General features: G+C 59.1%; 21 protein-coding genes. 11 read left to right on the top strand and 10 right to left on the bottom strand.

Translation table 11 applies throughout. The features are described from left to right. The first annotated feature begins 94 nt into the window (after positions 1 to 94). A complete protein-coding gene (locus GF1_RS03715) occupies positions 95 to 1,489 on the top strand; it encodes a sigma-54-dependent transcriptional regulator (protein ID WP_267928271.1) in 1,395 nt (464 codons plus the stop codon). Positions 1,490 to 1,514: 25 nt separating this feature from the next. Here GF1_RS03715 and GF1_RS03710 read toward each other — a convergent pair whose 3' ends face one another. The 4 genes from GF1_RS03710 to lpxK all read right to left on the bottom strand — a co-directional run bounded on the left by GF1_RS03710 (position 1,515) and on the right by lpxK (position 5,717). Further along, complete coding sequence (locus GF1_RS03710; RefSeq protein ID WP_267928270.1) at positions 1,515 to 2,390, bottom strand: NAD(+)/NADH kinase; 876 nt, start codon at positions 2,388 to 2,390, stop codon at positions 1,515 to 1,517. Then, positions 2,387 to 3,190, bottom strand: coding sequence for a pyrroline-5-carboxylate reductase (gene proC, locus GF1_RS03705; protein ID WP_267928269.1), 804 nt, complete (start codon positions 3,188 to 3,190; stop codon positions 2,387 to 2,389). The genes GF1_RS03710 and proC overlap by 4 nt, the downstream gene beginning before the upstream one ends. A gap of 191 nt (positions 3,191 to 3,381) precedes the next feature. Further along, positions 3,382 to 4,380: a UDP-3-O-acyl-N-acetylglucosamine deacetylase gene (lpxC, locus tag GF1_RS03700; protein WP_353740422.1), complete on the bottom strand. Its 999-nt coding sequence runs from the start codon at positions 4,378 to 4,380 to the stop codon at positions 3,382 to 3,384. A gap of 263 nt (positions 4,381 to 4,643) precedes the next feature. Further along, the gene (gene lpxK, locus GF1_RS03695) at positions 4,644 to 5,717 is read right to left on the bottom strand and encodes a tetraacyldisaccharide 4'-kinase (RefSeq protein WP_267928267.1); all 1,074 of its coding nucleotides are present in this window, start codon (positions 5,715 to 5,717) and stop codon (positions 4,644 to 4,646) included. A gap of 637 nt (positions 5,718 to 6,354) precedes the next feature. On the opposite strand from lpxK, the gene GF1_RS03690 reads away from it, so the two are divergent. The 7 genes from GF1_RS03690 to lpxB all read left to right on the top strand — a co-directional run bounded on the left by GF1_RS03690 (position 6,355) and on the right by lpxB (position 14,035). Next, positions 6,355 to 7,479, top strand: a complete 1,125-nt coding sequence (locus tag GF1_RS03690) for a branched-chain amino acid ABC transporter substrate-binding protein (protein WP_267928266.1) — start codon at positions 6,355 to 6,357, stop codon at positions 7,477 to 7,479. A 98-nt stretch (positions 7,480 to 7,577) separates the two neighbouring features. Beyond that, entirely contained in the window at positions 7,578 to 8,480 is a 903-nt protein-coding gene (locus GF1_RS03685; protein ID WP_267928265.1) for a branched-chain amino acid ABC transporter permease, read from the top strand. A 40-nt stretch (positions 8,481 to 8,520) separates the two neighbouring features. Next, positions 8,521 to 9,750: an ABC transporter permease subunit gene (locus GF1_RS03680; protein ID WP_267928264.1), complete on the top strand. Its 1,230-nt coding sequence runs from the start codon at positions 8,521 to 8,523 to the stop codon at positions 9,748 to 9,750. A 122-nt stretch (positions 9,751 to 9,872) separates the two neighbouring features. After that, positions 9,873 to 10,670 carry an ABC transporter ATP-binding protein gene (locus GF1_RS03675; RefSeq protein WP_267928263.1) on the top strand — a complete coding sequence of 266 codons (798 nt, stop codon included), beginning with the start codon at positions 9,873 to 9,875 and terminating at the stop codon, positions 10,668 to 10,670. After that, complete coding sequence (locus GF1_RS03670) at positions 10,663 to 11,370, top strand: ABC transporter ATP-binding protein (RefSeq protein ID WP_267928262.1); 708 nt, start codon at positions 10,663 to 10,665, stop codon at positions 11,368 to 11,370. The genes GF1_RS03675 and GF1_RS03670 overlap by 8 nt, the downstream gene beginning before the upstream one ends. A gap of 116 nt (positions 11,371 to 11,486) precedes the next feature. After that, a complete protein-coding gene (locus GF1_RS03665; protein ID WP_267928261.1) occupies positions 11,487 to 12,479 on the top strand; it encodes a Gfo/Idh/MocA family protein in 993 nt (330 codons plus the stop codon). 5 nt (positions 12,480 to 12,484) lie between these two features. Continuing rightward, positions 12,485 to 14,035: a lipid-A-disaccharide synthase gene (gene lpxB, locus GF1_RS03660; RefSeq protein WP_267928260.1), complete on the top strand. Its 1,551-nt coding sequence runs from the start codon at positions 12,485 to 12,487 to the stop codon at positions 14,033 to 14,035. On the opposite strand, the gene GF1_RS03655 is transcribed toward lpxB, so the two are convergent. Together GF1_RS03655 and GF1_RS03650 are read right to left on the bottom strand one after the other, a co-directional pair. After that, positions 13,971 to 14,504: a hypothetical protein gene (locus GF1_RS03655; RefSeq protein ID WP_267928259.1), complete on the bottom strand. Its 534-nt coding sequence runs from the start codon at positions 14,502 to 14,504 to the stop codon at positions 13,971 to 13,973. The two genes, lpxB and GF1_RS03655, sit on opposite strands and share 65 nt — an antisense overlap. Next, a complete protein-coding gene (locus tag GF1_RS03650) occupies positions 14,501 to 14,761 on the bottom strand; it encodes an HP0495 family protein (protein WP_267928258.1) in 261 nt (86 codons plus the stop codon). The genes GF1_RS03655 and GF1_RS03650 overlap by 4 nt, the downstream gene beginning before the upstream one ends. 221 nt (positions 14,762 to 14,982) lie before the next feature. Here GF1_RS03650 and GF1_RS03645 point away from each other — a divergent pair, with 221 nt between their 5' ends. Then, positions 14,983 to 15,894, top strand: a complete 912-nt coding sequence (locus tag GF1_RS03645) for a GGDEF domain-containing protein (protein ID WP_267928257.1) — start codon at positions 14,983 to 14,985, stop codon at positions 15,892 to 15,894. A 1-nt stretch (position 15,895) separates the two neighbouring features. Here GF1_RS03645 and GF1_RS03640 read toward each other — a convergent pair whose 3' ends face one another. Genes GF1_RS03640 through GF1_RS03630 form a run of 3 tightly spaced genes read right to left on the bottom strand, consistent with a single transcriptional unit; the run spans position 15,896 to position 18,655 of the window. Then, a complete protein-coding gene (locus tag GF1_RS03640) occupies positions 15,896 to 16,306 on the bottom strand; it encodes an NINE protein (RefSeq protein WP_267928256.1) in 411 nt (136 codons plus the stop codon). Next, entirely contained in the window at positions 16,281 to 17,348 is a 1,068-nt protein-coding gene (nagZ, locus tag GF1_RS03635) for a beta-N-acetylhexosaminidase (protein ID WP_267928255.1), read from the bottom strand. Before nagZ ends, GF1_RS03640 begins: the two co-directional genes overlap by 26 nt. Further along, complete coding sequence (locus tag GF1_RS03630) at positions 17,342 to 18,655, bottom strand: DUF401 family protein (RefSeq protein WP_267928254.1); 1,314 nt, start codon at positions 18,653 to 18,655, stop codon at positions 17,342 to 17,344. The genes nagZ and GF1_RS03630 overlap by 7 nt, the downstream gene beginning before the upstream one ends. Before the next feature lie 315 nt (positions 18,656 to 18,970). Here GF1_RS03630 and GF1_RS03625 point away from each other — a divergent pair, with 315 nt between their 5' ends. Next, on the top strand, positions 18,971 to 19,972 hold the full coding sequence (locus tag GF1_RS03625; RefSeq protein WP_267928253.1) for a GGDEF domain-containing protein: 1,002 nt from the start codon (positions 18,971 to 18,973) through the stop codon (positions 19,970 to 19,972). Positions 19,973 to 20,120: 148 nt separating this feature from the next. Here the strand turns inward: GF1_RS03625 and GF1_RS03620 are convergent, their stop codons facing one another. Continuing rightward, positions 20,121 to 20,525 carry a pancreas/duodenum homeobox protein 1 gene (locus GF1_RS03620; protein ID WP_267929101.1) on the bottom strand — a complete coding sequence of 135 codons (405 nt, stop codon included), beginning with the start codon at positions 20,523 to 20,525 and terminating at the stop codon, positions 20,121 to 20,123. Between the two features lie 95 nt (positions 20,526 to 20,620). On the opposite strand from GF1_RS03620, the gene GF1_RS03615 reads away from it, so the two are divergent. After that, positions 20,621 to 22,846, top strand: coding sequence for an ATP-dependent helicase (locus GF1_RS03615; protein WP_267928252.1), 2,226 nt, complete (start codon positions 20,621 to 20,623; stop codon positions 22,844 to 22,846). The last annotated feature ends 40 nt before the right edge of the window (positions 22,847 to 22,886 follow it).

Below are 22,886 nucleotides of genomic sequence, written 5' to 3'. Positions count from 1 at the left end.
GTACCTTGAAAAATCAGAAGTTTCCAAGGCGGCCTAAAGAACAAACAAAACCACAGCGTTACCCCGGAACAGAGACTGGGGCCCGGATGATACCATGCACACCATTTTGATTGTCGACGACGAACCCAACTACCAGATCGTTCTCTCCGAACTGTTGCGGGACGAAGGCCACGAGGTTTTCACCGCCGATTCCGGCATTGAGGGATTACCCATTATCCGGGATACCGACCTGGACCTGGTCATCTCCGACATGAAGATGCCGGGTATGGACGGCATCGAGTTTCTGGCCAAAATCAAGGAACTGAACAAGGATCTGCCGGTGATCCTGATCACGGCCTATGCCGAGGTGGAAAAGGCCGTGGAGGCCATGCGGCTGGGCGCCTTTACCTATCTGGCCAAGCCCTTTTCCAACGAACAGCTGCTGGCCGCGGTCAACAAGGCCATCGAACATTACGGCCTGGTACGGGAAATCAAAAGGCTGCGCAGCGAGGTCACCCCGAAGTCGGGGTTCGGCGGCATGATCGGCAAAAACCCCTCCATGCGGGCCATCTACCAGCTGATCGAAAAGGTGGCGCCCACTCCCTCGTCGGTACTGATCACCGGCGAGTCAGGCACGGGCAAGGAACTGGTGGCCCGGGCCATCCACAACCTGAGCCCGCGAAAAGACATGCCTTTTGTTTCGGTCAACTGTGCGGCCCTGGCCAGCAACCTGCTGGAAAGCGAACTGTTCGGTCATGAAAAGGGAGCCTTCACCGACGCCATCACCATGCGTAAGGGACGCTTTGAACTGGCCGACGGAGGTACCCTGTTCCTGGACGAGATAGGCGAAATGCCTCCCAGCCTGCAGGCCAAGCTGTTGCGGGTCCTGCAGGAACGAAGTTTCGAGCGGGTGGGCGGCAGCACCACCCTGGAAGTGGATGTCCGGGTCCTGGCTGCGACCAACAAGGACCTGAAGGACGAGGTGGAAAAGGGTAACTTCAGAGAAGATCTCTATTACCGGCTCAACGTGATCCATATTCACCTGCCGCCCCTGCGCGAACGGGTGGACGACATTCCGGAGCTGGTCAGCCATTTTCTCAAGAAAAATGCGGCCCGGCTGGGTAAAGAACGGCTCGATATCTCACCGGAAGCCCTGCGGCTCCTGGTCAGCCTGCCCTGGGAAGGCAATGTGCGCGAGTTGGAAAACACCATCGAGCGGGCCGCCATCCTGTGCAGCAACGACCGCATCGAGGCCGAGGACGTCCAGCCCGACTCATCGGACCTGACCAATGTCTCGGAGTGGAGTTCGAGTCTCGACCTGAACCAGTTTATCCCCGAGGACCTGAGCCTGTCGGAAATCCTCTCCGGCATTGAGGAGAAACTGGTACGCCAGGCCCTGGAGGACGCGGGCAATGTCCAGGCCCGGGCCGCTGAAAAGCTGGGTATCACCAAGAGCCTGCTCCAGTACAAGATGAAAAAGTACAAGCTGCAGCGCAAGAAAAAGCAGTAGAGCAGTTACCCGCTGGCGGGATGGGTTATTCCCCGCTATCCCGTCTGTTTTTCCGTACCATGTCCGGCAGCGGGAAACCCTCGTCCCGACCGCCCCAGTTGAGCTTGTTGCGCAGGATGGCGAAATAGCCCTTGTGGGGAGAGCTGATAAGACGCAGGGGCTTGGCCGCCGCCTGAACCACCAGGCAGTCTTCGGCCTTCATGTCCCAGCCCGGCCGACCATCGACAATCACCTTGACATCGTTTTCCGGATCTGCCAGCCGGGTGGTGATCCGGACGTCCGGCGAGAGCAGGACCGGCCGGCTTTCCAGCATGAAGGGACAGATGGGTGTGACCAGGATGGTGCCCAGCTCGGCATGGACGATGGGGCCGCCGGCCGAGAGGTTGTAGGCCGTGGAACCGGTGGGCGTCGAGATGATCAGCCCGTCGCCCTTATATGTGGTGATGAACTCTTCATCAGCCCAGGACGACAGCCGCATGATCCGGTCGGTGGACTCCTTGACAATGACCACCTCGTTGAGGGCAAAGAGTGGCTCGCTTTCCTGTCCGTCCCGGCCGGAGAAGAGGCTTGCCCGCAGCATCATCCGTTTCTCGATCCGGGCCTTACCGGCGAGGATGGTCTCCAGAGCCTGGTACATCTCCCCGGCCGCCACCTCGGTGAGAAAGCCGAGATTGCCCAGGTTGATTCCCACCACCGGAATATCAAGATGACTGGCCTGAGCCGCCACATGGAGCAGCGTTCCGTCACCGCCCAGGATCACCAGCATGTCCATGGCCGGATCAATCCGGTCCAGCGCCGCCCTGATACCCCACTGTTCCAGCCAGGTAGCCAGTTCAGTGCCCACCTGGTGGACGTCCGGCGCATCACGCTTGGTGATTATGCCGACGAAATCCTTCTTCATGAGCCGAGATCCCGAGACCGCTGGGTGGCCGCTTCGATGGCGGTCATCACTGTCCCGCGGAGCCCTGCTTCCTCCAGGACCTGGATCCCGGTGATGGTGGTCCCGCCGGGAGAGGTAACCCGACCCTTGAGAACCGCGGCCGGCTCGCCAGTCTCCAGGGCCAGCCTGGCCGAACCGTAGACAGTCTGCAGGACCAGCTGCTCAGCCACCGGCCGCGGCAGACCGGCCAGTACCCCGCCGTCGACCATGGCCTCGATAAAGGTAAACACGTACCCCGGCCCCGAGCCGCTGAGCCCGGTCACCGCGTCGAGCAGGTTTTCCGCCACCTCCACACAGATTCCCACGGCCGAGAATAGAGCCTTCGCCGTCTCCATGTCCTCTTCACTCGCCCGGCGGTTACCACTCAGGGCCGAGGCACCGGCCAGGACCAGGGCCGGAGTATTTGGCATCACCCGGATGATCCGGGCCGAATCGCCGAGCACCCCTTCCATGGCCGCGATGGTTACCCCGGCAGCGATGGAGATGATGAGGTGGCTCTCATCCAGGTGAGCAACATACTGCTGCAGGACCGGTTCCATGATCTGCGGTTTGACCGCCAGAATCACCACCTGGGCAAAAGAGGCCAGCTCGCCCGGCAGAGCGGTAACCCCGATACCATACTGGCTGGTCAGGTACTGCTGCCGGGAACTGTCCGGCTCGGCAACCATGATCTTTTCCGCTGTCACCAGCTCTGCCTTGAGCATCCCCCGGATCAGGGCCTCACCCATCTGTCCTCCACCAACAAGACCAATTGTTTTCATATCTCAGTTTTCAGTAGGTATTTGGATTCTGTGCGGCCGGATCCCACGGACCCTGCCACCCCGTAGCTTCTCCCGGAAACGAGGCTTCAAACGAAAAGGACCGTAAAAGGTACCATCTGCCGGATAAAACTTCTGCAAAAAAAAACCGCTGACCGGAACGGTCAGCGGTGGGTACTGAGGTGGTAGACGGTTCAGGCGGCACAGACCGGCTGAGCTGCCGAACCAGGTTGCTGTGGGGTGAAAAACGGTTTGATCCGGTCTCCTGCCCGGCGGGTCTCCTTGACCACCTGACGGAGAACGGTGTTGCCGTTTTTCCGAAACTTAACGTATTCCCAGCATTCAGGACGTTCAGCAATTGTCTGCATCAGCCCCAGATGCAGTCCGTGACCGGAGCGATCGGCAATCACATGGCCAAACACCGGGGTGCCGAGCAGGGCCAGGTCACCGATCAGGTCGAGAACCTTATGCCGGACGAATTCATCATCATAGCGCAACCCGTCCTCGTTGAGAATGGACCGGCGATCCCAGTGGATGGCAATGACGTTTTCCAGGGTGCCGCCAAGAGCGAGACCATTGGCCCAGAGATGCTCCACCTGTTCCACATAGCCAAACGTCCGGGCCCGGGCTATTTCCTTCATGAACCGCTCCCGGGTCACCTCGACGGAGTATTTCTGTTCCCTGAGGAGCTCACCCTCAAAGGCGATCCGGCCGGTGATCTTGAAACCGTCATAGGGCTCGATCCGGATGGATTTATCCCCTTCCGAGTAGGTAATCGGACTTGTGATGCGCAGGACCTTGCGCAGGGCACGCTGCTTCCTGCGGCCTCCCTGGCGGAGGAGATGGACAAAGGGATCCGCGCTGCCGTCCATGATCGGCACCTCGTGAGAGTCGATCTCGATGTCGGCGTTATCGATCCCGGATCCGCGCAGGGCAGCGAGCAGATGCTCGGTGGTGGAGATGCGGGTGGCGCCGCTGCCGATGGTGGTTGCCAGCCGGGTGTCCACCACCCGGTCCATCCGCGCCGGAATGACGGGTTTTTCCTTGAGATCTGAGCGGAAAAACCGAATTCCGACATTGGCCGGTGCCGGGTGAATGGTCAGGTTCACAGTCCTGCCGGTATGCAGCCCGACGCCGCAGCAGCTGACTGTTTTCTTCAAGGTATATTGGTGCGGCTCAATAACAGGTGCCATTATTAGTATATGTACGATGATTTTTCAGGGTTTATAACTGGTTGCCATCGATCTTTATGCAATTTACAGACCAGCGAGACCGCACAAAAACAAATAACAGCTCAAACAGCAATAAAACAGCTAGTTAAAACAATGCTTCTTCGCCAAAACGAGCTACGCACATCCCTGCTCCTGTGGCAAAAAGTCCACATCTTCCCAACCCGGGTCCTGGTGTGGACTTTTTGCCACAGCCTTTTTTCGCCATAGCGGTTCCGGACCACGGTTCAGACACGCTCTCCAGCCCGGACACGGGCCACCGCCCCGCGGATGAATGCATCGAAGGATTCTTCCGGGCTGGTCTCCATGCGCACCGCCGCCAGGTCCAGGCCCGGATCCACCCCCTCCATCTTGACCAGGTCCTTTTCCGTCGTCACCAGCAGCTCGCTTCCCTTTTGCAGGGCCTCTCTTCGCAACCGGTCGATATCTGCCCCGGTATACCTGTGATGATCCGGCAAGCCCATGAAGCCGGTCAGATCAAGGCCCATGGAGAGCAGCATATCCCTGAATCCCTCGGGCCGGGCGATGCCGCAGAAAGCAAAACATTTTCTACCGGCAAGCCGGTCGAGGCTCTCTTGCGTCCGGTTTCCGTCACCGGCACGCCAGACCAGACCAGAGGGACGATAGGTGCTGAAAAACACCGGCCGTCCGGAAAAACGTTGCCGCAGCAGATCGGCAAAACGTCCGGCCCGTTCCCGGTTTCCATCGTTCACACCGGTAAGCAGAAAGGCGTGGCAACGGAACAGGGCCCTGACCGGCTCCCGCAGATCTCCACCGGGGAACACCCGGGAATTTCCAGCCAGGGTATCGGCATTGAACAGAACCAGATCAATATCCCTGGCCACTCCCAGGTGCTGGAACCCGTCATCGAGCAGCAGCACATCGGCCCCCATCTCCACGGCCCTGGCGGCCGGCAGTTTCCGGACCACCCCGGTCAGCACCGGCACCCCTTCGAGGGTCTCGGCCAGAAACCTCGGCTCATCACCGACAAAGGCGGCATCGAGCAGGACCTGCTCGCCATCGGAAACAATATTGACCGGCTCTTTTGTCGAACCGCCATAGCCACGACTGACCACCGCCGGGCGCAGCCCCTCTTTCTCGAGAAACCTGGCCAGATACTGGACCACCGGGGTCTTGCCGGTTCCGCCCATGGTCAGGTTGCCGACACTGATCACCACCGCCGGCAGCCGGGCCTGCTTGAACACACCCAGGCGATACAGATTCTCCCGGGCCCGCATGAGCATGGAGTACAGGGGAGAAAACGGCCTTCCCAGAGCAAAATAGAGGTTTTTATTACGCATTTTTCAACCATTTCAGAATGGAACGACCGGTTCCCGAAAAAAAATGAGGCCCGGCGACCTTTACAAAAGCAGGAAACGGCTGTTTCTATTATGTACCTGATGAAATATGTCTGGAATCATCATTAGAGGTAGCCACAAGTCGCATCGAGGCAGCTAACCACGCCGGAACTGATACCGTTTCCCTGCTGCCAGCAGATATTCTTTCCTGGACATGGCATGCAAAGGATTTATATGAAAGTCTCGTCCCACCCTCCAGGGGGACAACAGCTTTCATGTTTCGTTGTGCAGGCCGTGGGAGCCTGCATGAGTGTTATGCAACAGGATGCGTGAAAGAAAATCGCTCCTGCAAAACATCTTATGTGTAGCGCATCCTGGAGAGGGTACCAAGCCAAAAGTACTGACAAAAAAACACCCCCTGCCCCAACAACGAAAATTCAACAAGATAACAACAACACAACCGAAACGGTCCCCCAGAGCCTGCCTACCCGCACGGCGGGTGGAACATGGTTTTTCCGGAATCCATCGACCATGCACATTTTTGGGTGCAAATTTTTTTTAATAGGGTATGTAGGAATGCAATGTTTGCAACCCATTTGTTCGATCCCCTGTTTTATTACTAATGCAAGGAGGAACCTCTATGAAGCTTGCTCGCAAAATGATCACACTGGTCTCAGCGATGGCCATGGCAGCCGGCCTGACCAGCGCTGCCATGGCGGCCGACCCCATCAAAATCGGTGTTGCCGGCGCCCATTCCGGCGACCTGGCGTCCTATGGCCTGCCCACGGTCAAGGCAGCCGAACTGGTTGCCAAGGATGTCAACGCCCGGGGCGGCATCAATGGCCGCAAGGTCGTCCTGCTGGTGGAAGATGATGTCTGCAAGCCCGAAGTGGCCACCAACACTGCCACCAAACTGGTCTCCAAGGGTGTGAACGTGGTGATCGGTCATATCTGTTCCGGCGCCACCAAGGCGGCCCTGCCCATCTACAAGGCATCCGATGTGATCGTCATATCCCCGTCAGCCACCGACTCGTCCCTGACCCAGAGCGGTGACTATCCCAACTTCTACCGGACCATTGCCCCAAACAATGCCCAGGCCCGCACCGAGGTAGACTTTGTTGTTAACGTACTGGGAGCCAAGAAAGTTGCCATCATTCACGACAAGGGCGATTACGGCAAGGGGTTTGCCCAGGATGCGAAAAACTTCCTTGAGAAGGAAGGCAAGGCCAAGGTTGTCCTGTTCGAGGGTATCACCCCGGGTGCAGTAGATTACTCTGCGGTTGTCCAGAAGGTTAAACGCAGCGGTGCCGATGTGGTGATCTTTGGTGGCTACCATCCCGAGGCATCCAAAATCGTTACCCAGATGCGCAAAAAGCGGATGAAAACCATCTTTGTCTCCGATGACGGCGTCAAGGACGACACCTTCATCAAGGTTGCCGGCAAGTATGCCGAGGGCGTCTACGCCACCGGTCCGGCCGATGTTTCCAGCAACCCCATCACCAGGGAGTACCGCGAAAAACATGTCAAGGCCTACGGCGAGGAGCCGGGTGCCTTCTTTGACAACGCGGTGGCCGCGGCTCTCGCCCTGACCAATGCCATTGAAAAGGCCGGATCCACCGACCCCAAAGCCATTGCCAAGGCCCTGCACACCGAAAACGTGGAGACACCTTTTGGCTCCATCCGTTTTGATGAAAATGGCGATGCCATCGGTGTCGGTTATGTTGTCTACAAGGTGGAAAATGGCAAATTTGTTGCCGTTAAATAATTGTTGTGCCTGAACCAGCGATCTGGGGTAGCCTGGCTGCCCCAGATTTTTTTTGCGCAACTGACAGGCTCACATCAACCAGAATCCGGAACCAAAAAATGGATTATTTTATTGAGCTCTTTTTCGGCGGTCTGACCCGCGGTTCAATCTACGCGCTCATTGCCCTCGGGTACACCATGGTCTATGGCATCATCGGCCTGATCAACTTTGCCCATGGGGAGATCTACATGATCGGTGCCTTCACGGCCCTCATTGTCTCCACGGTTCTGTCTGTTTTCGGGTTCCCGCTGCTGGCCATCGTTATCCTGACCATGCTGGCAGCAGCCATATGGGCCAGCGCCTATGGCTACACGGTGGAGAAACTGGCCTACAAGCCGCTGCGCAACGCGCCCCGTCTCTCGCCCCTTATCTCGGCCATCGGCATGTCCATGTTCCTGCAGAATTACGTACTCCTGGCCCAGACGCCGGACTTTCTGCCCTTCCCGGCCCTGATCCCGGACTTTCCTTTCATGGAGCGTTATGCCCACATCATCGGCTCATCCGACCTGGTGATCCTGCTGACCACGGCGGTGATCATGGTTCTGCTCACCTTTCTCATCAAGTTCACCCGGATCGGCAAGGCCATGCGGGCCACGGCCCAGGACCGGAAAATGGCCCTGCTGGTGGGCGTCAACGTAGATCACGTCATCTCCATGACCTTTATCATCGGCTCGGCCCTGGCCGCGGTGGGCGGCATGCTGATCGCCTCCCATATCGGCCAGATCAACTTCTTCATAGGCTTTATAGCCGGCATCAAGGCCTTTACCGCCGCGGTGCTCGGCGGTATCGGCTCCATTCCCGGAGCGGTGCTCGGCAGTTTCATTCTTGGGCTCACCGAATCCTTTGCCACCGGATATGTCTCCAGTGACTATGAGGATGTCTTCGCCTTTTCACTGCTGGTTCTGATCCTGATCTTCCGGCCCTCGGGCCTGCTGGGCAAGGCCAGCATTGAAAAAGTCTGAACCAAGAACCAAAACAAACACAGAACACAGAAACAACATCATGCTTACGGTCAAAGATTTCCGAAACGCGCTCCTGGTTGCTCTGTGGTTCGTCTTTCTCACCTTTCCCATCATGGTGATCAAGATAAACCCCTATGAACGAACCATCATCTGGCGCTGGCACAATCTTGTCTGGGTGGGAATCGGCAGTTTTGTTCTCTATCTCATCAGCCGGATCTACCTGCAGCGGAAAAAGGCCCGGCAGCAGCGGATTCGCCAGGGGCTGGAAACCGAGCGGATAGACTGGAGCCAGCGGCTCATGCAGGAACGCAGGATCTACATGCCGATCCTGGTGGGCACGGCCCTGTTCGCCCTTGCCTTTCCCCTGGTCTTTTCCACCTACCAGACCAACATCATGATCACCGCCCTCATGTACGTGGTCCTTGGCCTGGGCCTGAACATCGTGGTCGGGGTGGCCGGGCTTCTGGATCTCGGCTACGTGGCCTTCTACGCGGTGGGCGCCTATTCCTACGCCCTTCTGAACATGCATTTTGGTCTGGGTTTCTGGACCGTGCTTCCCATCGGCGCCATGCTGGCAGCCACCTTCGGCATCCTGCTTGGTTTTCCGGTCCTGCGGCTGCGCGGTGACTATCTGGCCATCGTCACCCTGGGTTTTGGCGAGATCATCCGCCTCATTCTGGAGAACTGGACCGAATTCTCCCAGGGACCAAGCGGCATCTCAAATATACCCCGGCCCGGATTTTTCGGCCTCGAGATGTCCCTGGACACGGCCATTCTCTATCTCTATTACCTGATGATCGCCATGGTGATCTTCACCATTTTCGTGGTCAACCGGCTGCAGAACTCCCGCATTGGCCGGGCCTGGTTCGCCCTGCGGGAAGACGAGATAGCCTGCCAGGCCATGGGCATCGACAAAACCCGCACCAAGCTGACCGCCTTTGCCCTGGGAGCGACCTGGGCCGGCATGGTCGGGGTGATCTTTGCGGCCAAGACCACCTTTGTCAATCCGGCCAGCTTCACCTTTCTTGAATCAGCCATCATCCTCTGCATCGTAGTGCTCGGCGGCATGGGTTCCATTGTCGGGGTAATCATCGCCGCCCTGGTCCTGATCCTGCTGCCCGAGTATCTGCGGGCCTTTGCCGATTACCGGATGCTGGTTTTCGGTGCGACGCTGGTGATCATGATGGTCTTCAGGCCCCAGGGCATCATCGCCAATATCCGGCGCACCTACACCCTGGAGCGCAAACCCGAACCGGCTGTGGACAAATAACCGGCCCGGCTGCCCGGGTATGGACCCTGGCCAGCCGCATCAACCCATGGAGATCCCCCGGACGACGTGGACGCCGGGATGGATTGTCATAAATGACAGCAAGTAAGTCGACCAAACCAACCATGACAACATCACAACCGATTCTAGAAGTAACCGGACTGACCATGGATTTTGGTGGTATCCGGGCCCTGGACAGCCTGGACCTGCAGGTCAGAGAGGGAGAAATCGTGGCACTGATCGGGCCCAACGGCGCAGGCAAGACCACCTTCTTCAACTGCCTGACCGGGATCTACAAACCCACCGGCGGCGACCTGCTCCTGACTCCGCCCGGCCAGAAAACCAGGCGGCTCAACGGTCTCAAGCCAAATAAGGTAACCCAGCAGGGTCTGGCCCGGACCTTCCAGAACATCCGGCTCTTTCCCAACATGACCGTGCTGGAAAATGTCATGATCGCCCGCCATTGCCGGACCCGGGCCAAGGTGCTCGGCGCCATCTTCCGCGACCGCAGGACCCGGGAGGAAGAGCGCCAGATCGTCGAGCTGAGCTATTCCATCCTGGAAAAGATGGGCCTTGAATCGTGGGTCAACGAATTTGCCAAGAACCTGCCCTACGGAGCCCAGCGGCGACTGGAGATCGCCCGGGCCCTGGCCACGGAGCCCATTCTCCTCCTGCTCGATGAACCTGCAGCGGGAATGAATCCCCAGGAAACCAAGGAACTTGACGACCTGATATCGGAGATACGTGACGATGGCCTCTCCATCCTCCTCATCGAGCACGACATGAAGCTGGTCATGAGCCTGTCGGACCATATTTTTGTTATGGATTACGGGAAGAAAATCGCAGAAGGCAACCCGGAAGAGATCCGGACCAATCCCGACGTGATCAAGGCGTATCTTGGAGAGGACGTGACAGATGCTTGAATTAAAAAAAATCAACACCTATTACGGTAACATCCAGGCCCTGCACGACATCAGCCTGTCGGTGGAGGAGGGCGAGATCATCACCCTGATCGGGGCCAACGGGGCCGGCAAGTCCACCACTCTCATGTCCATCTCCGGCATTGTTCCGCCCCGTACCGGCGAGATCATTTTCCAGGGCAAGCCCATCCACGAGCTGCCACCGGACAAAATTGTGGCCCTTGGCATCTGCCAGGTACCGGAAGGTCGCCATATCTTTCCCGACCTGACCGTGGCGGAAAACCTGGATATGGGTGCTTTTCTGCGCCGGGATAAACAGGGCATCAAAGAGGATCTTGAGTATATCTACGCCCTCTTCCCCATCCTGGCCAAGCGGAGAAACCAGCCTGGCGGCAACCTTTCCGGTGGCGAGCAGCAGATGCTCGCCATTTCCCGGGCCCTGATGGCCAGGCCGCAACTGCTGCTCCTCGATGAACCTTCCATGGGGCTTGCTCCGCTTGTTACCCGGCAGATTTTTGATATCATCAAGAAAATCAACGAGGAACAGAACACGACCATTTTCCTGGTGGAACAGAACGCCAACCTGGCATTGAAGGTGGCGGACCGGGGATATGTGCTTGAAACCGGCCGGATAACCATGCACGATGATGCCGGCGCTCTCCTGATCAACGAGGATGTCAAAAAAGCCTATCTCGGAATTTAACCTGAATCCGTGAGTGTTCAGCCGCACGTGCAAACGCGGCTGGTGCGCGGGAACCAGACCAACCGTCAACGGTTTACCGGTAACCGTGAACATTTGTGACAGTACGAGGACGTAGCGTGGAAAAGATCAGGGTTGGCGTAATCGGAGTCGGTTATCTTGGCCGGTTCCATGCCCAGAAATACGCGGCCATGGAGGATGTTGACCTTGTCGGAGTGGTCGACGTCAATCCGGACCAGGCCCAAAAGGTGGCCAGGGAATGTGGAACTCAGGCGTTTACCGATTATCTTGACCTGCTCGGCAGGATCGATGCGGTCTCCATTGTCGTACCCACGGTGCATCACCATGCGGTGGCCATGGCATGCCTGGAGCACAACCTCGATGTGCTGGTGGAAAAACCGATCACCACCACGGTCGAGGAAGCGGACGAGCTGATCGATCTGGCCGAAAAAAAAGACCGGGTCCTGCAGGTGGGGCACCTGGAGCGGTTCAACCCTGCGGTAATGGCAATGCAGCCACTGCTCCACAACCCGCTTTTCATCGAAGCCCACCGGATCTCGGTCTTCAAAAACCGGGGCACGGACGTGGATGTGATCCTGGACCTGATGATCCATGACATCGATATCATTCTCTCCATCATCAAGGCGCCCATCAAGACCATCCACACGGTCGGGGCACCGGTCATCACCCCGCTCACTGACATTGCCAATGCCCGGATCATCTTTGAAAACGGCTGCACGGCCAACGTGACGGTAAGCCGCATCTCCATGGACAATATCCGCCGCATGCGCATCTTCCAGCCCGGCACCTATCTGTCGGTGGACTTCAGCGAAAAGGAAGTCATGGCCATCCGCCTGAAAAAAGGGGTCCGGAACGGACTGCCCCTGCCCGATATCAGCAAGTATGGTTTCAAGGACCGGGACATCCTGGAGATGGAACTCAGGGATTTTATCCATAACGTCCGGGATCGCTCCCGGCCCCGGGTTTCCGGCCATGAGGGTCGGCGGGCTCTGGCCGTGGCCCTGCAGGTGGTGGCCCAGGTCAATGAAAACCGGGCCAGGGTCGAGGAGATGCTGGGCGGCGAAACGGATTTTTCCGGCCTGGAGAGCTGATTTCCTTGGCCGGGTGCTCGACAGCAGATACCTCCAGGCCGGTCATGATCGTCACCGGCGAGGCCTCGGGCGACATGCACGGCGCCCGACTGGTCGAAGCCATGAGGCAGCGCAGGCCCGAACTGTCCTTTTGCGGCATGGGCGGCGAGGCCCTGGAACGGGCCGGGGTGGAGATGCTCTACGACGCCGCCAGGATCTCCGTGGTCGGGCTCACCGAAATTATGAGCCACCTGGGCGATATCCTGCGGGCGCGCCGGACCCTGATCCGGGCCATGGAAACCAGGCACCCGGCGCTCCTCATACTGATTGACTTTCCTGACTTCAACCTCATGCTGGCCGCCAGGGCCAGAAAGCTCGGCATTCCCATCTTTTATTACATCAGCCCCCAGGTGTGGGCCTGGCGCAGTGGCCGGGTCAGGAAAATAGGCCGACTTGCCGACCGGATCGGGGTCATTCTCCCCTTTGAAAAGGAATTTTATGCCAGGCGCGGGGTTGAGGTGGACTTTGTCGGCCATCCGCTGGTGGACAATGTGCACCCATCCATGGAGCGGAGCGGTTTCCTGGCCGATCAGGGCATCGAGGAGTCGCGGAAGATTGTCGGCCTGCTGCCGGGCAGCCGCTACAGGGAAATCGATTCCCTGCTGCCGGATTTTCTCGCTGCCGCCCGGATGCTTGACCACCGGAACATCACCTTTCTCCTGCCCAGGGCCCCGACCATCAGCAGGCAACTGCTTGAAGAGTGCGGAGTGTCCCGCTACCAGGGAGAGCTGGACATCCGGATCATCGAGGAGAACCGGTATGACCTGATGGCCGCCTGTGACGCCGCCATCGCCGCCTCGGGTACGGTAACCCTGGAACTGGCCATCCTCGGGGTGCCCACGGTAACCTGCTACCGCCTTTCACCGCGCACCTATCAGCTGGGCCGGCTGCTCATCAAGCTGGACCATTTTTCCCTGGTCAACCTCATCGGCGGCCGCGAGATCATCCCGGAGCTGCTCCAGGACCAGGTCACCCCGGAAAACATTGCCCGGGAAATCAAGCCGCTGCTGGAAGACACCCCCCGCCGCCGAACCATGCTTGCCGGCCTGACCGAAGTGCGGGACAGGCTTGGCAGCCCCGGGGCCTCGGAACGGGCGGCGGAGATCGCCCTCCAACTGCTTGAGCAGTGTGTCGAAGACAGACGGTGTGTCGCAGACAGACGGTGTGTCGAAGACAGACGACAGGAACAGGATCTGAAGCGGGACGATGAAACCACTCCGGTTCCCCTGGTCATTGACGGGACCCTGGACCTGCACGCCTTTCGGCCCGAGGATGTCAAAGAGGTGGTGTGCGAATACCTGGAAGAGTGCCGGCGACGGGACATCTACCAGGTCCGGATCATCCACGGCAAGGGCAAGGGGGTTCTGCGGCGCATTGTCCACAGTGTTCTTGAACATCACGAACAGGTCGCCGGCTTCCGCCTGGCCGGTGAGGATGGCGGTTCCTGGGGCGCTACGCTGGTGGATCTTCGGCAGGGGGAGCAGAGGCCTGCATCGGCGCCACCAGACCGTACCTGACCGCCCGGTTGCGGACATTGATCATGAAGGTGGAGGGCATGGGCAGGGGACGGTCCTGCTGGAGGATGCCCACTTCCCGGGCCCGGAGCAGGGTGGCAATGGAGTGAATCCCTTCCTGGTTATCGCAGATGGTCTGCATCCGCAGGGCATCGGTAAGGATATCGAGCAGGTCGGGAATGCGGCCGGCCACCTTTTTCAACTCCTCTTCCAGCACCAGCAGATGGCGGCGGGCAAACTGCCAGGCCTCGCCGTCCACCGCCGGGGTGCCGAACACATCGTTGACAATGGCCCCGACCAGGCGTTTGCGGTCCTGCTCGGGCCAGTCCTGGTAGCGGGCCATCACGTCGTCCTTCAGCTCGGCAAAGAGCATCATCTGCACGGTGGCAATGGCCTCGCGCATGACCGGTATCATCCGGTTATCGATGCGCTCGCCGTCCCCTTCCCGAACACCCTCACTCAACTCGCTCACAGCACCACCTTGATATCGGGATGACCGGCCAGCACCTCGTAGAGGCGCAGCCGCTGGTAATCACTGTACACGGTCAATTCCAGCTTCATGCTGATATAGCGACCGCCACTGCTGACCATGGAGTCGCTCAGGGAAATCTCCACATCGCCCACATGCTCAAGAACAGCGGCCCGGACCGCTTGCCGGTCCATGCCGATGACCGTATACTGCCAGACACAGGGATAATCGATCTTTGGTTTGCAGGAATTGTTCTGCATGGGTATCTTTTCCATGACCGGCTTATAACGCAGGCATTACGCGATGACAACCGGAAAATCCGGTACGGTCCAGCCAGCCGCCACATCGCAGCGCGATCGCTCCCGCCCGGACCAAAAGTCGGCCGGGACGATTCCCTTACTCTTTTATGATGGCAAATGCTATACTACGGTATCTGCCAGAAAAAAATCTGCCCCTTGCGGGGCCAGCCCGGAAAAGAGCCATGAAACCGCGCATTCTCATCGTCAGCCGCCACCAGAAAGAGCTCCAGGCCCATCTCGGGGAGTGCGATGTCACCCTCACCCGCACCGGCAGGGATGGCCTTTCCCTGCTCGAACTGCCGCAACCGTTCGACCTGATCCTGGCCGACCTGGAGCTGGCGGACATGGAGGCAAAAGAGTTTTTCCGCCAGGCCCGCAACCTGTGCCGACCGGTTTTCATCGTCCTGGTGACAAAGGACGAACTTGCCCGGGGAATCGAAGCGGTCAACCGCTGGGATATCTTCTCCCTGCTGCCCCTGCCCTGCCAGCCCGACATGCTGGAGCTGGTCCTTGAACGGGCCATGGCCCAGGCCAGGCTTCTCGACAGGGAACAAAAGATGCGGCAGCGAATTCGAGAGCTGACCGGTGTCGACGCCCTGACCGGCTGTTATATCCATACCGTGGCCGAAACAAAGCTTGACTCAGAGCTGGCCCGGGCCAGGCGATACAACCATCATATCGGTCTGTTGCTCTGCGATATCGACCATCTCCAGCAGATCAACGAACAGTATGGTCACCGCGCCGGGGACAGGGTCCTGACCGGCTTTGCCCAGGCGGCCCGGGAGGTGACCAGACAGGAGCTCGACTGGATATGCCGCTGGGACGGGGACTGTTTCCTGATCGTACTCCCCGAGACACCGATCCAGGGTGCACGGGTCGTCGCCGACCGGTTGCGCAACCTGTTCGACGGATTCGAACTTCCGGAGGGCGAACCATCCTTCCGGCTCAGGGCCACCATTGGTGTCACCGGTTTCGATCCCCGCCAGCAGGAGCACCACCCTGATCCGGCAAGCCTGCTGCGCGCTGCCGAACAGTGCCTGAACCTGGCCAAGGAACTTGGCGGCGACCAGATCCACCTCTGCCCGAAGTCCTGACTCAACTTCCTCCCCCTGCCCGGCCGTTTATCAGGGTGATCTGATCGTTCAAGGTCCACATGTCATAGATATAGCCGATGCCGAACAGGCCGGCGGTCAGCAGATAGAGAATGCCGGTCAGCCATTTACCCATGTACATGCGGTGGATCCCGAAAAAACCGAGAAACACCAGGAGCAGCCAGGCAACATTGTAATCGATCGGCCCTGGAATGTAGCGGATCTCCGCCTCCCGTTCCATTTTAGGAATGAGAAAAAGATCCACCAGCCAGCCGATGAGAAACAGGCCCAGAGTGAAGAAATAGATGGTCCCGGAAATGGGCCGGCCGAAGTAAAAACGATGGGCCCCTAAAAAGCCAAAGGCCCAGAGTATGTACCCCACCACCAGGTTATGGGTTTCCTGTTTTGCCTCCATGGACTCTCTCCTGTATGTTCTTTTTTAACTTTTCAATCCGCTCGAGGGAGCGGCTGATGCGGGCAACGTCCAGCCTGCCCCGGTCAAACAGTTCCTCTATCGCCAGGATCCCCTCCGCCACCGCGTCCGGCTGACGGATGAGATTGTTGCCGACAATGAGCAGATCCACCCCGGCCAGCACGGCCCGCTGCACCGCCTCCCGATAACTCCACTGCCCGCTGATGGCCCCCATCTGCAGATCATCGGAGATGATGACCCCGTCAAAGCCCAGCCGCTGCCGGAGCAGGCCGGTAAGGACCGGCGGCGACAGGGTGGCCGGCAACCCGTCGGGATCAAGTTGCCGGTTGACCACATGGGCGGTCATGACGCAGTCGGCCAGCCCATGATCGATCAGGCGGGCAAAGGGCTCAAGCTCCTTTTCCTGCCAGGTGTCGGTCACATCGACAAACCCAAGATGGGTGTCGCCCCGGGAACTGCCGTGACCGGGAAAATGCTTGAGGGCACAGGCTATCCCGGCCCGGTGGTGCGCCTGGATGAAGGCCCGGGCCTGGGCAACCACCAGGTCCGGATCAGCGCCAAAACTGCGTCCATGGCGACCGATAATGGGATTTTCCGGATAGATATCCAGATCAACCACCGGCGCCAGGTTAAGATTGATCCCCATCTCCCGCAACTCCCTGGCCATGGCCAGGACCGGACCATGGGGATCGGCCTCGTGTCGGCCAAGCTCGGCCGCAGTGCATGAGGGCAGGAAACCGTCCCTTTCCTTCAGACGGCAGACCCGGCCACCCTCCTGATCCACGGCAACGAGCAGGGGGGCCGGGGAAAGATCGTGAAGCGAGGCTGTCAAACCCTTGAGCTGGGCGGGCGAACGGATATTCTGCCGCCGCCCGTCCACATTGCGGTCAAAGAGGATCACTCCGCCCACCCGCTGCCTTTCAATGACCTCCCGCAATGGGTGGTCTTCCTCGAGCCGGCAGCCGTCAAAGCCAACCATGAACATCTGGCCCAGGGGTAGTCTCTCAAAAACAGATTCTACCATGACATCACCCGAAGTCCCGCATGAACCGCAATTCCCCAAAGCATTACCGACAGGACACAGGGCAGCAGGTACCTGTAGGTGGCCAGCACCCCGGTGACAAAATATCGCCTGGTCAACAGGTAACAGAGATGGACCGGGGAGAGCATCATGCCGGCATAGCCCATGGCAAAGGCCAGCACCAGGGCCGCCCCCTGGCTGATCGCGGGGTCACCGCCTGCCAGCCCCACCACCAGGGGAAAGGCCGGACCCCCGAAGCCGATGGCAATACCGGTGACCAGTCCGGCCAGAAAGGGCAGAAAACCGATGATAACCTCCACCGGTATGGCCGAACCACCAAGTTGTTTGCCGGCAGCCGGCAACAGGTCCGAAGCCTCGAGCATGGCCTGGAAGATCATCACCCCGCCAAGGGTCAGGACCACGCTCAGGGTTTTGGCGGAGAAGATATGCGCAAAGAGGAACAGCCTCTCGTCGCTGGTGCCGCGCCCCAGGCTGACCACGGTCAGGCTGATCACCAGGCCCAGGAACATGGCCAGGAGCTTGTGCAGCGAAGAGGACCCGCCAGGGATCAGCCGGCCCACGAGTGGGGGCAGGATGAGGGTGCACAGGACAATCAAAGTTATGGGCAGCAGGACCCGGCCAATCCGGCCCGGATTTCCGGGCGTCTCTCCTGGCTCCACAGCCAGCAGTTTCATCTTCGGCCGGAGCATGAACCACCAGCCGGCCGCCAGGCTGACCAGGGTAAAGGGGATCATCAGGAGAAAATACTGCCACACCGGCAGGGTAAATATGGAAAGAGAAACGATCACCACCGGGTACAGCGGCCACCAGTATTCCAGCACATGCCGGAACCAGTAATTGACCGAAGCCTTCCAGGCCGGCTCCACCCGTTGGTCCCGGACCGCCTCGCCGACAAGCGGAGCGGAAAAAAGTGCCCCCCCGGGCATGGGCACAAGCCCCAGGGCCGCCGGGATCAGGACCAGGCTGAGTATCCGGCCGTGGCGACCACCGAGCCTCCGGGCTGTTACCAGCAGGATCTCACTGTTTTTCTCCGAGGCCATGAGGTAGCCAAACTCCAGGATCAGGGAAATATTTATCAGCATGAACCAGAGTTCAGGGCGGCCCAGGGCAGCAGCCAGGTCCGCCGTCACCTCCCTGCCACCCTTGCCGGCCCAGAAATCGATCAGCAGACCGCCCAGGAGCAGCCCGCAGCCCATGGGGATCCGCAGACGGCAGCCCAGAAGAATCAGGCAGAAAACGGCCAGGATCCTGGACACCGGCCCTATGGAAAAAAGAAAATCAAGCTCCACTGTTGCCCCTTACGTGCTACCTGTTGCCACAGTCTCTCACCCTGTCTTCTCTACCGCGAAGCACAGGTTTCCACAAGGGACGGCTCATTTTTCCTCCAGCTCCGGATCCGGACGCGCAAGCGTCATTCTTTTGACACGACACCAGACAAAAACCTTCCGCACCCCGCTTGACACCCAGAGCAAATGCCCTCAATATGTTGACATAACAGCATATAACAAAAAATAGCCAGACTCTGGCACGCGGTTGGCATAGTTTTGGGCACAGCAGACGTTTTACTGGCAGACACTCCAGCAACGCGGAAACAGGAACACCCCATGCCCGAGCAGAATATGGAAAAATTTGATCAGACCGGAGCGACCCAGGTGGAAGAACTTCTCAGTGAACTGAGCCATTACCGGAAACAGTCGGAAAGACTTCGCAAGGTCAATGAGTTGTATGGACATATCGCCGGAATCCTGGACCTGACCTCCATGATCGAGGCCTACTCCATCTGGCTGGCCCAGTATGTTCCCCACGAGCTGATCGGCTACCATAACCTCACCCGGCAGCGGATGCACATGTTCTGTTCCAGCCATGGCCCGGACCGGCGTCAGGTTATTGACATCGCCGAACGACTCCTGACCTCCCGGGACACTGAGACCCGGGGTTGCCTGCTGGTCGATAACTTTTTTGCCCACACCTGGGGCTTTTCCACCCCGGACTGCAAGAGCCTGCTGGTTCTGCTGCGCAAGGACAACCGCATCGGCAACGAAGAGATCGAGCTGATCAACGAGTCCCTGACCATCCTGGCCGAGCCGTTGAAACGGACCCTGGACTATGAGAAGATATTTGAACAGGCCCGCAAGGATGCCCTGACCGGGCTCCCGAACCGGCTGGTTTTCGAGGAACGAATTGAGTGCATCATGGAGAGGGCCCGCCGTCACAACCATCCCCTGACCCTGGCGGCCCTGGACCTGGACCATTTCAAGGAAGTCAACGACTCCATGGGCCATCTCATGGGGGACCGGGTCCTGCAGCAGGTGGCCGCGGTTCTGCAAAAAGAGATCCGCGCCACCGACCTGCTGGCCCGCATGGGGGGAGATGAATTCCTCCTGGTGCTCTCGGATACGGATATCGAATCGGCCAGGCAGCTGAGCCAGCGCCTCTGCCGGGCGGTGGCCCAGCTGCAGATCCCTGCCGGTGACCACAAACTCGGGGTCAGTATCGGCCTCATGCAGTGGGAGCCTGGCATGGACCGCGAAGAATGGCTGGACAAGGCCGACGACATGCTCTACCAGGCCAAGGCGGCCGGTCGTTCCCGGGTGGCCCGGGCCTGAGCAGAACTATCCACGGCTTCGGGCGACGCCGCCTGGTTTCCTCCGGGCGGAACCAGGGACAGCCCCCGGGCAGTAATGAACTGCACCCCAGAACCGCCCCGTTCCCGTGACCTCGGAATGGCGGACCTTTTCCCCGGTTGACACCAGTTCAGGCTGTCTGCAGTTTGATCTCCAGGGGAATGGAGTGGAGGCTTCGGCTCTGCTGCACCGTGGTGCCGAGTTTCCAGCTCTCGCAACGTGCCTCTCCGGCCAGTTTTTTCTCTATCTCCTCCACCAGCCCCTTGATATTAATGATCGGATGCCGGGAAAAGACCTCCGGCAGGCCATAGGTCAGGTTGCAGGCCAGGCAGCAGCCGGGACGCTCATGCAGGTCCAGGTAAAAACGCAGGGTATTGGTTCCCGGATCATAGCCCACGTAGCTGAGCCTGATATCATAGGCCCCCTCCTCCGCATCACCGAACAGGGCCTCGAAAAAATCATTGGTCCGTTCGGGTCCGAAGAGCTCAGTCAGGGTATCCTCGGTAAAGATAGCCTCCAGTTTCGCTGTATCCATCATGTCTCTCTCCCGCCTTATAGCATAAGTAGATGGTGGTATCCCTCCGTTTTGGCAGCAAATCTACACCGTGACCCGGCAGGTGTCAACAACCATTGCAGGGCGGGACGCCCTATGGTACAACCGTGGCCATGCAGCGTGAACTCTTTCCAGATCCCGGTAGCCCATGTTCCCCTGACCCTGCATCGGTCATCAGCAGGGAGGTACTCAACGAGGCCCAGTTTGCCGCCGTGACCCATGGCGAGGGCCCGGTACTGGTCATTGCCGGTGCCGGCTCGGGCAAGACCCGAACCCTGGTCTACCGCATGGCCCACCTGATCCGGCAGGGTGTGGAGCCTGAATCCATTCTCCTGCTGACCTTTACCCGCCGGGCAGCCGAGGAGATGATGTGGCGGGCCGGCCAGCTCACCGGTCAGTCCTGTCAGCGCATCATGGGTGGCACCTTCCATGCCACCGCCAACATGCTGCTGCGCCGATACGGTCACCACCTGGGGTTCGGTTCCGGGTTCACCATCATCGACCGGGGCGACGGGGAGGGGATCATCAACCTGCTCAAATCCTCCCTGGGTCTGGCCGGAGCCGGTAAACGGTTCCCCTCCAAACGGGTGATCATGAACATCCTCTCCGGCTCCATCAACAGGGCCATCCCCATCGAGGACCTGATCTTTGAGCAGTACATCCATCTCTCGGAGTTTGTCGAGGATATCCATACCATTCGCCGGCATTACGCCCAGTTCAAGCTCGACCACGGGCTCATGGATTACGATGACCTGCTGGTCAACTGGCAGCGACTGCTGGCCGAGTCCGAGGAGGCCCGCCATGAAATCTGCAGCCGTTTTCAGCACATCCTGGTCGATGAATACCAGGACACCAATTTGATCCAGGCCGAAATCGTCCGGCTCCTGGCCACGGAGCATGACAATGTCATGGTGGTGGGCGACGATGCCCAGTCCATCTACAGTTTCCGCGGTGCTGATTTCTACAACATCATGCGCTTTCCCGAACAGTTTCCCGGCACCCGGATCATCAAGCTGGAAGAGAACTATCGCTCCACCCAGCCCATCCTCTCCCTGACCAACGCCATCATCGAAAAAGCGCAGCAGAAATTCACCAAGGAGCTGTTCACCTCCCGGGAGGGCGGAACCCGACCGGTGGTCTTCGGGGCCCGCAATGAAAGCAGCGAGGCCCGTTTCATTGTCCAGACCATCCGGGAGTTAACCGCAGGTGGTACCGATATCAGCGAAATCGCGGTCCTGTTCCGTTCCGGTTTTCACTCTTACAAGCTGGAAATGGAGCTGACCTCCTCCATGGTGGAATATGAAAAACGGGGCGGCCTCAAGCTGACTGAATCGTCCCATATCAAGGATGCGCTCTCCTTCCTCAGGGTGGTGGTCAACCCGTGGGATCATCTCTCCTGGAACCGTATACTTCTCCAGCTGGACAAGGTGGGGCCCAAAACAGCCCAGAAGATACTGGCCACCATCAAACAGGCCGACGATCCCATCGAGGCCCTGACCAGGTACAGGCCGGCCCGGGGCTGGCAGGCAGGATTTGAGCGGCTCACCCGACTTTTTTCCGAGCTGCGGCGGCCGGACCTGAGCCCGGGTGGCCAGTTTGACCTGGTCATGGAATATTATGAGCCGATTTTTGAAAAGATCTATTACGATGACTATCCCAAACGACGCAAGGAACTCGACCAGGTCAAGGTGCTTATCAGCGGCTACGGTGATCTGCGATCCTTTGTCGATGACACTACCCTGGACCCGCCCGAATCCGCGTCGTCGTCAGCCGGCAGCGAGATCCAGGACCGGCTGGTCCTCTCCACCATTCACTCGGCCAAGGGACTGGAATGGGACGTGGTCTTTGTGATGGGCCTGGCCCAGGGACGTTTCCCGCACCAGAGCGCGGTCCCGGGCGAGGCCTGGGAGGAGGAGCGGCGGCTCCTGTACGTGGCCGCCACCCGGGCCAGAAAACAGCTCTTTCTCACCTATCCCAGGGAGCTGGTCACCCCGGACCGCAAAATGACCCGGACCGGTATGTCACCTTTTCTGCGGGAGATAGAGCCGGGACTCTACGACAACAGGGAAACATCACCCCGACGACACACCATGGAGAGCACGCCGATTCCCCCGGCACGACCGGCCGGCAGGAAAGCAGGCGGCCCGGTCAAGTTCGAGGTGGGTATGGTGGTCCAGCACCCCTTCTTTGGCCAGGGCCGGATCAAGGATATCCCCGGCCCCAGGCGGGTGGAGGTTTCCTTTGACCGCCACGGTGACAAAATCCTCCATCTTGATTACGCCAAACTGGACCCCAAGCTGTAGAGAGAAAAACCTTATCTGATTACCACTAAAATTCAGCCTT

This window comes from Desulfolithobacter dissulfuricans (assembly GCF_025998535.1).
GTDB lineage: Bacteria > Desulfobacterota > Desulfobulbia > Desulfobulbales > Desulfobulbaceae > Desulfolithobacter > Desulfolithobacter dissulfuricans.
The sequence above is the reverse complement of the archived record's forward strand: the minus strand, read 5'-3'. Positions and strand labels throughout refer to the sequence as shown.

Excerpts from the sequence above, each read along its gene's own strand:
- GF1_RS03690 (WP_267928266.1), top strand. The coding sequence starts at position 6,355 with ATGAAGCTTGCTCGCAAAATGATCACACTGGTCTCAGCGATGGCCATG.
- GF1_RS03650 (WP_267928258.1), bottom strand. The coding sequence starts at position 14,761 with ATGCAGAACAATTCCTGCAAACCAAAGATCGATTATCCCTGTGTCTGG.
- GF1_RS03645 (WP_267928257.1), top strand. The coding sequence starts at position 14,983 with ATGAAACCGCGCATTCTCATCGTCAGCCGCCACCAGAAAGAGCTCCAG.
- GF1_RS03710 (WP_267928270.1), bottom strand. The coding sequence starts at position 2,390 with ATGAAGAAGGATTTCGTCGGCATAATCACCAAGCGTGATGCGCCGGAC.
- GF1_RS03680 (WP_267928264.1), top strand. The coding sequence starts at position 8,521 with ATGCTTACGGTCAAAGATTTCCGAAACGCGCTCCTGGTTGCTCTGTGG.
- lpxK (WP_267928267.1), bottom strand. The coding sequence starts at position 5,717 with ATGCGTAATAAAAACCTCTATTTTGCTCTGGGAAGGCCGTTTTCTCCC.
- GF1_RS03715 (WP_267928271.1), top strand. The coding sequence starts at position 95 with ATGCACACCATTTTGATTGTCGACGACGAACCCAACTACCAGATCGTT.
- nagZ (WP_267928255.1), bottom strand. The coding sequence starts at position 17,348 with ATGGTAGAATCTGTTTTTGAGAGACTACCCCTGGGCCAGATGTTCATG.
- lpxC (WP_353740422.1), bottom strand. The coding sequence starts at position 4,380 with ATGGCACCTGTTATTGAGCCGCACCAATATACCTTGAAGAAAACAGTC.
- GF1_RS03685 (WP_267928265.1), top strand. The coding sequence starts at position 7,578 with ATGGATTATTTTATTGAGCTCTTTTTCGGCGGTCTGACCCGCGGTTCA.
- GF1_RS03675 (WP_267928263.1), top strand. The coding sequence starts at position 9,873 with ATGACAACATCACAACCGATTCTAGAAGTAACCGGACTGACCATGGAT.
- GF1_RS03620 (WP_267929101.1), bottom strand. The coding sequence starts at position 20,525 with ATGGATACAGCGAAACTGGAGGCTATCTTTACCGAGGATACCCTGACT.
- proC (WP_267928269.1), bottom strand. The coding sequence starts at position 3,190 with ATGAAAACAATTGGTCTTGTTGGTGGAGGACAGATGGGTGAGGCCCTG.
- GF1_RS03625 (WP_267928253.1), top strand. The coding sequence starts at position 18,971 with ATGCCCGAGCAGAATATGGAAAAATTTGATCAGACCGGAGCGACCCAG.
- GF1_RS03670 (WP_267928262.1), top strand. The coding sequence starts at position 10,663 with ATGCTTGAATTAAAAAAAATCAACACCTATTACGGTAACATCCAGGCC.
- GF1_RS03640 (WP_267928256.1), bottom strand. The coding sequence starts at position 16,306 with ATGGAGGCAAAACAGGAAACCCATAACCTGGTGGTGGGGTACATACTC.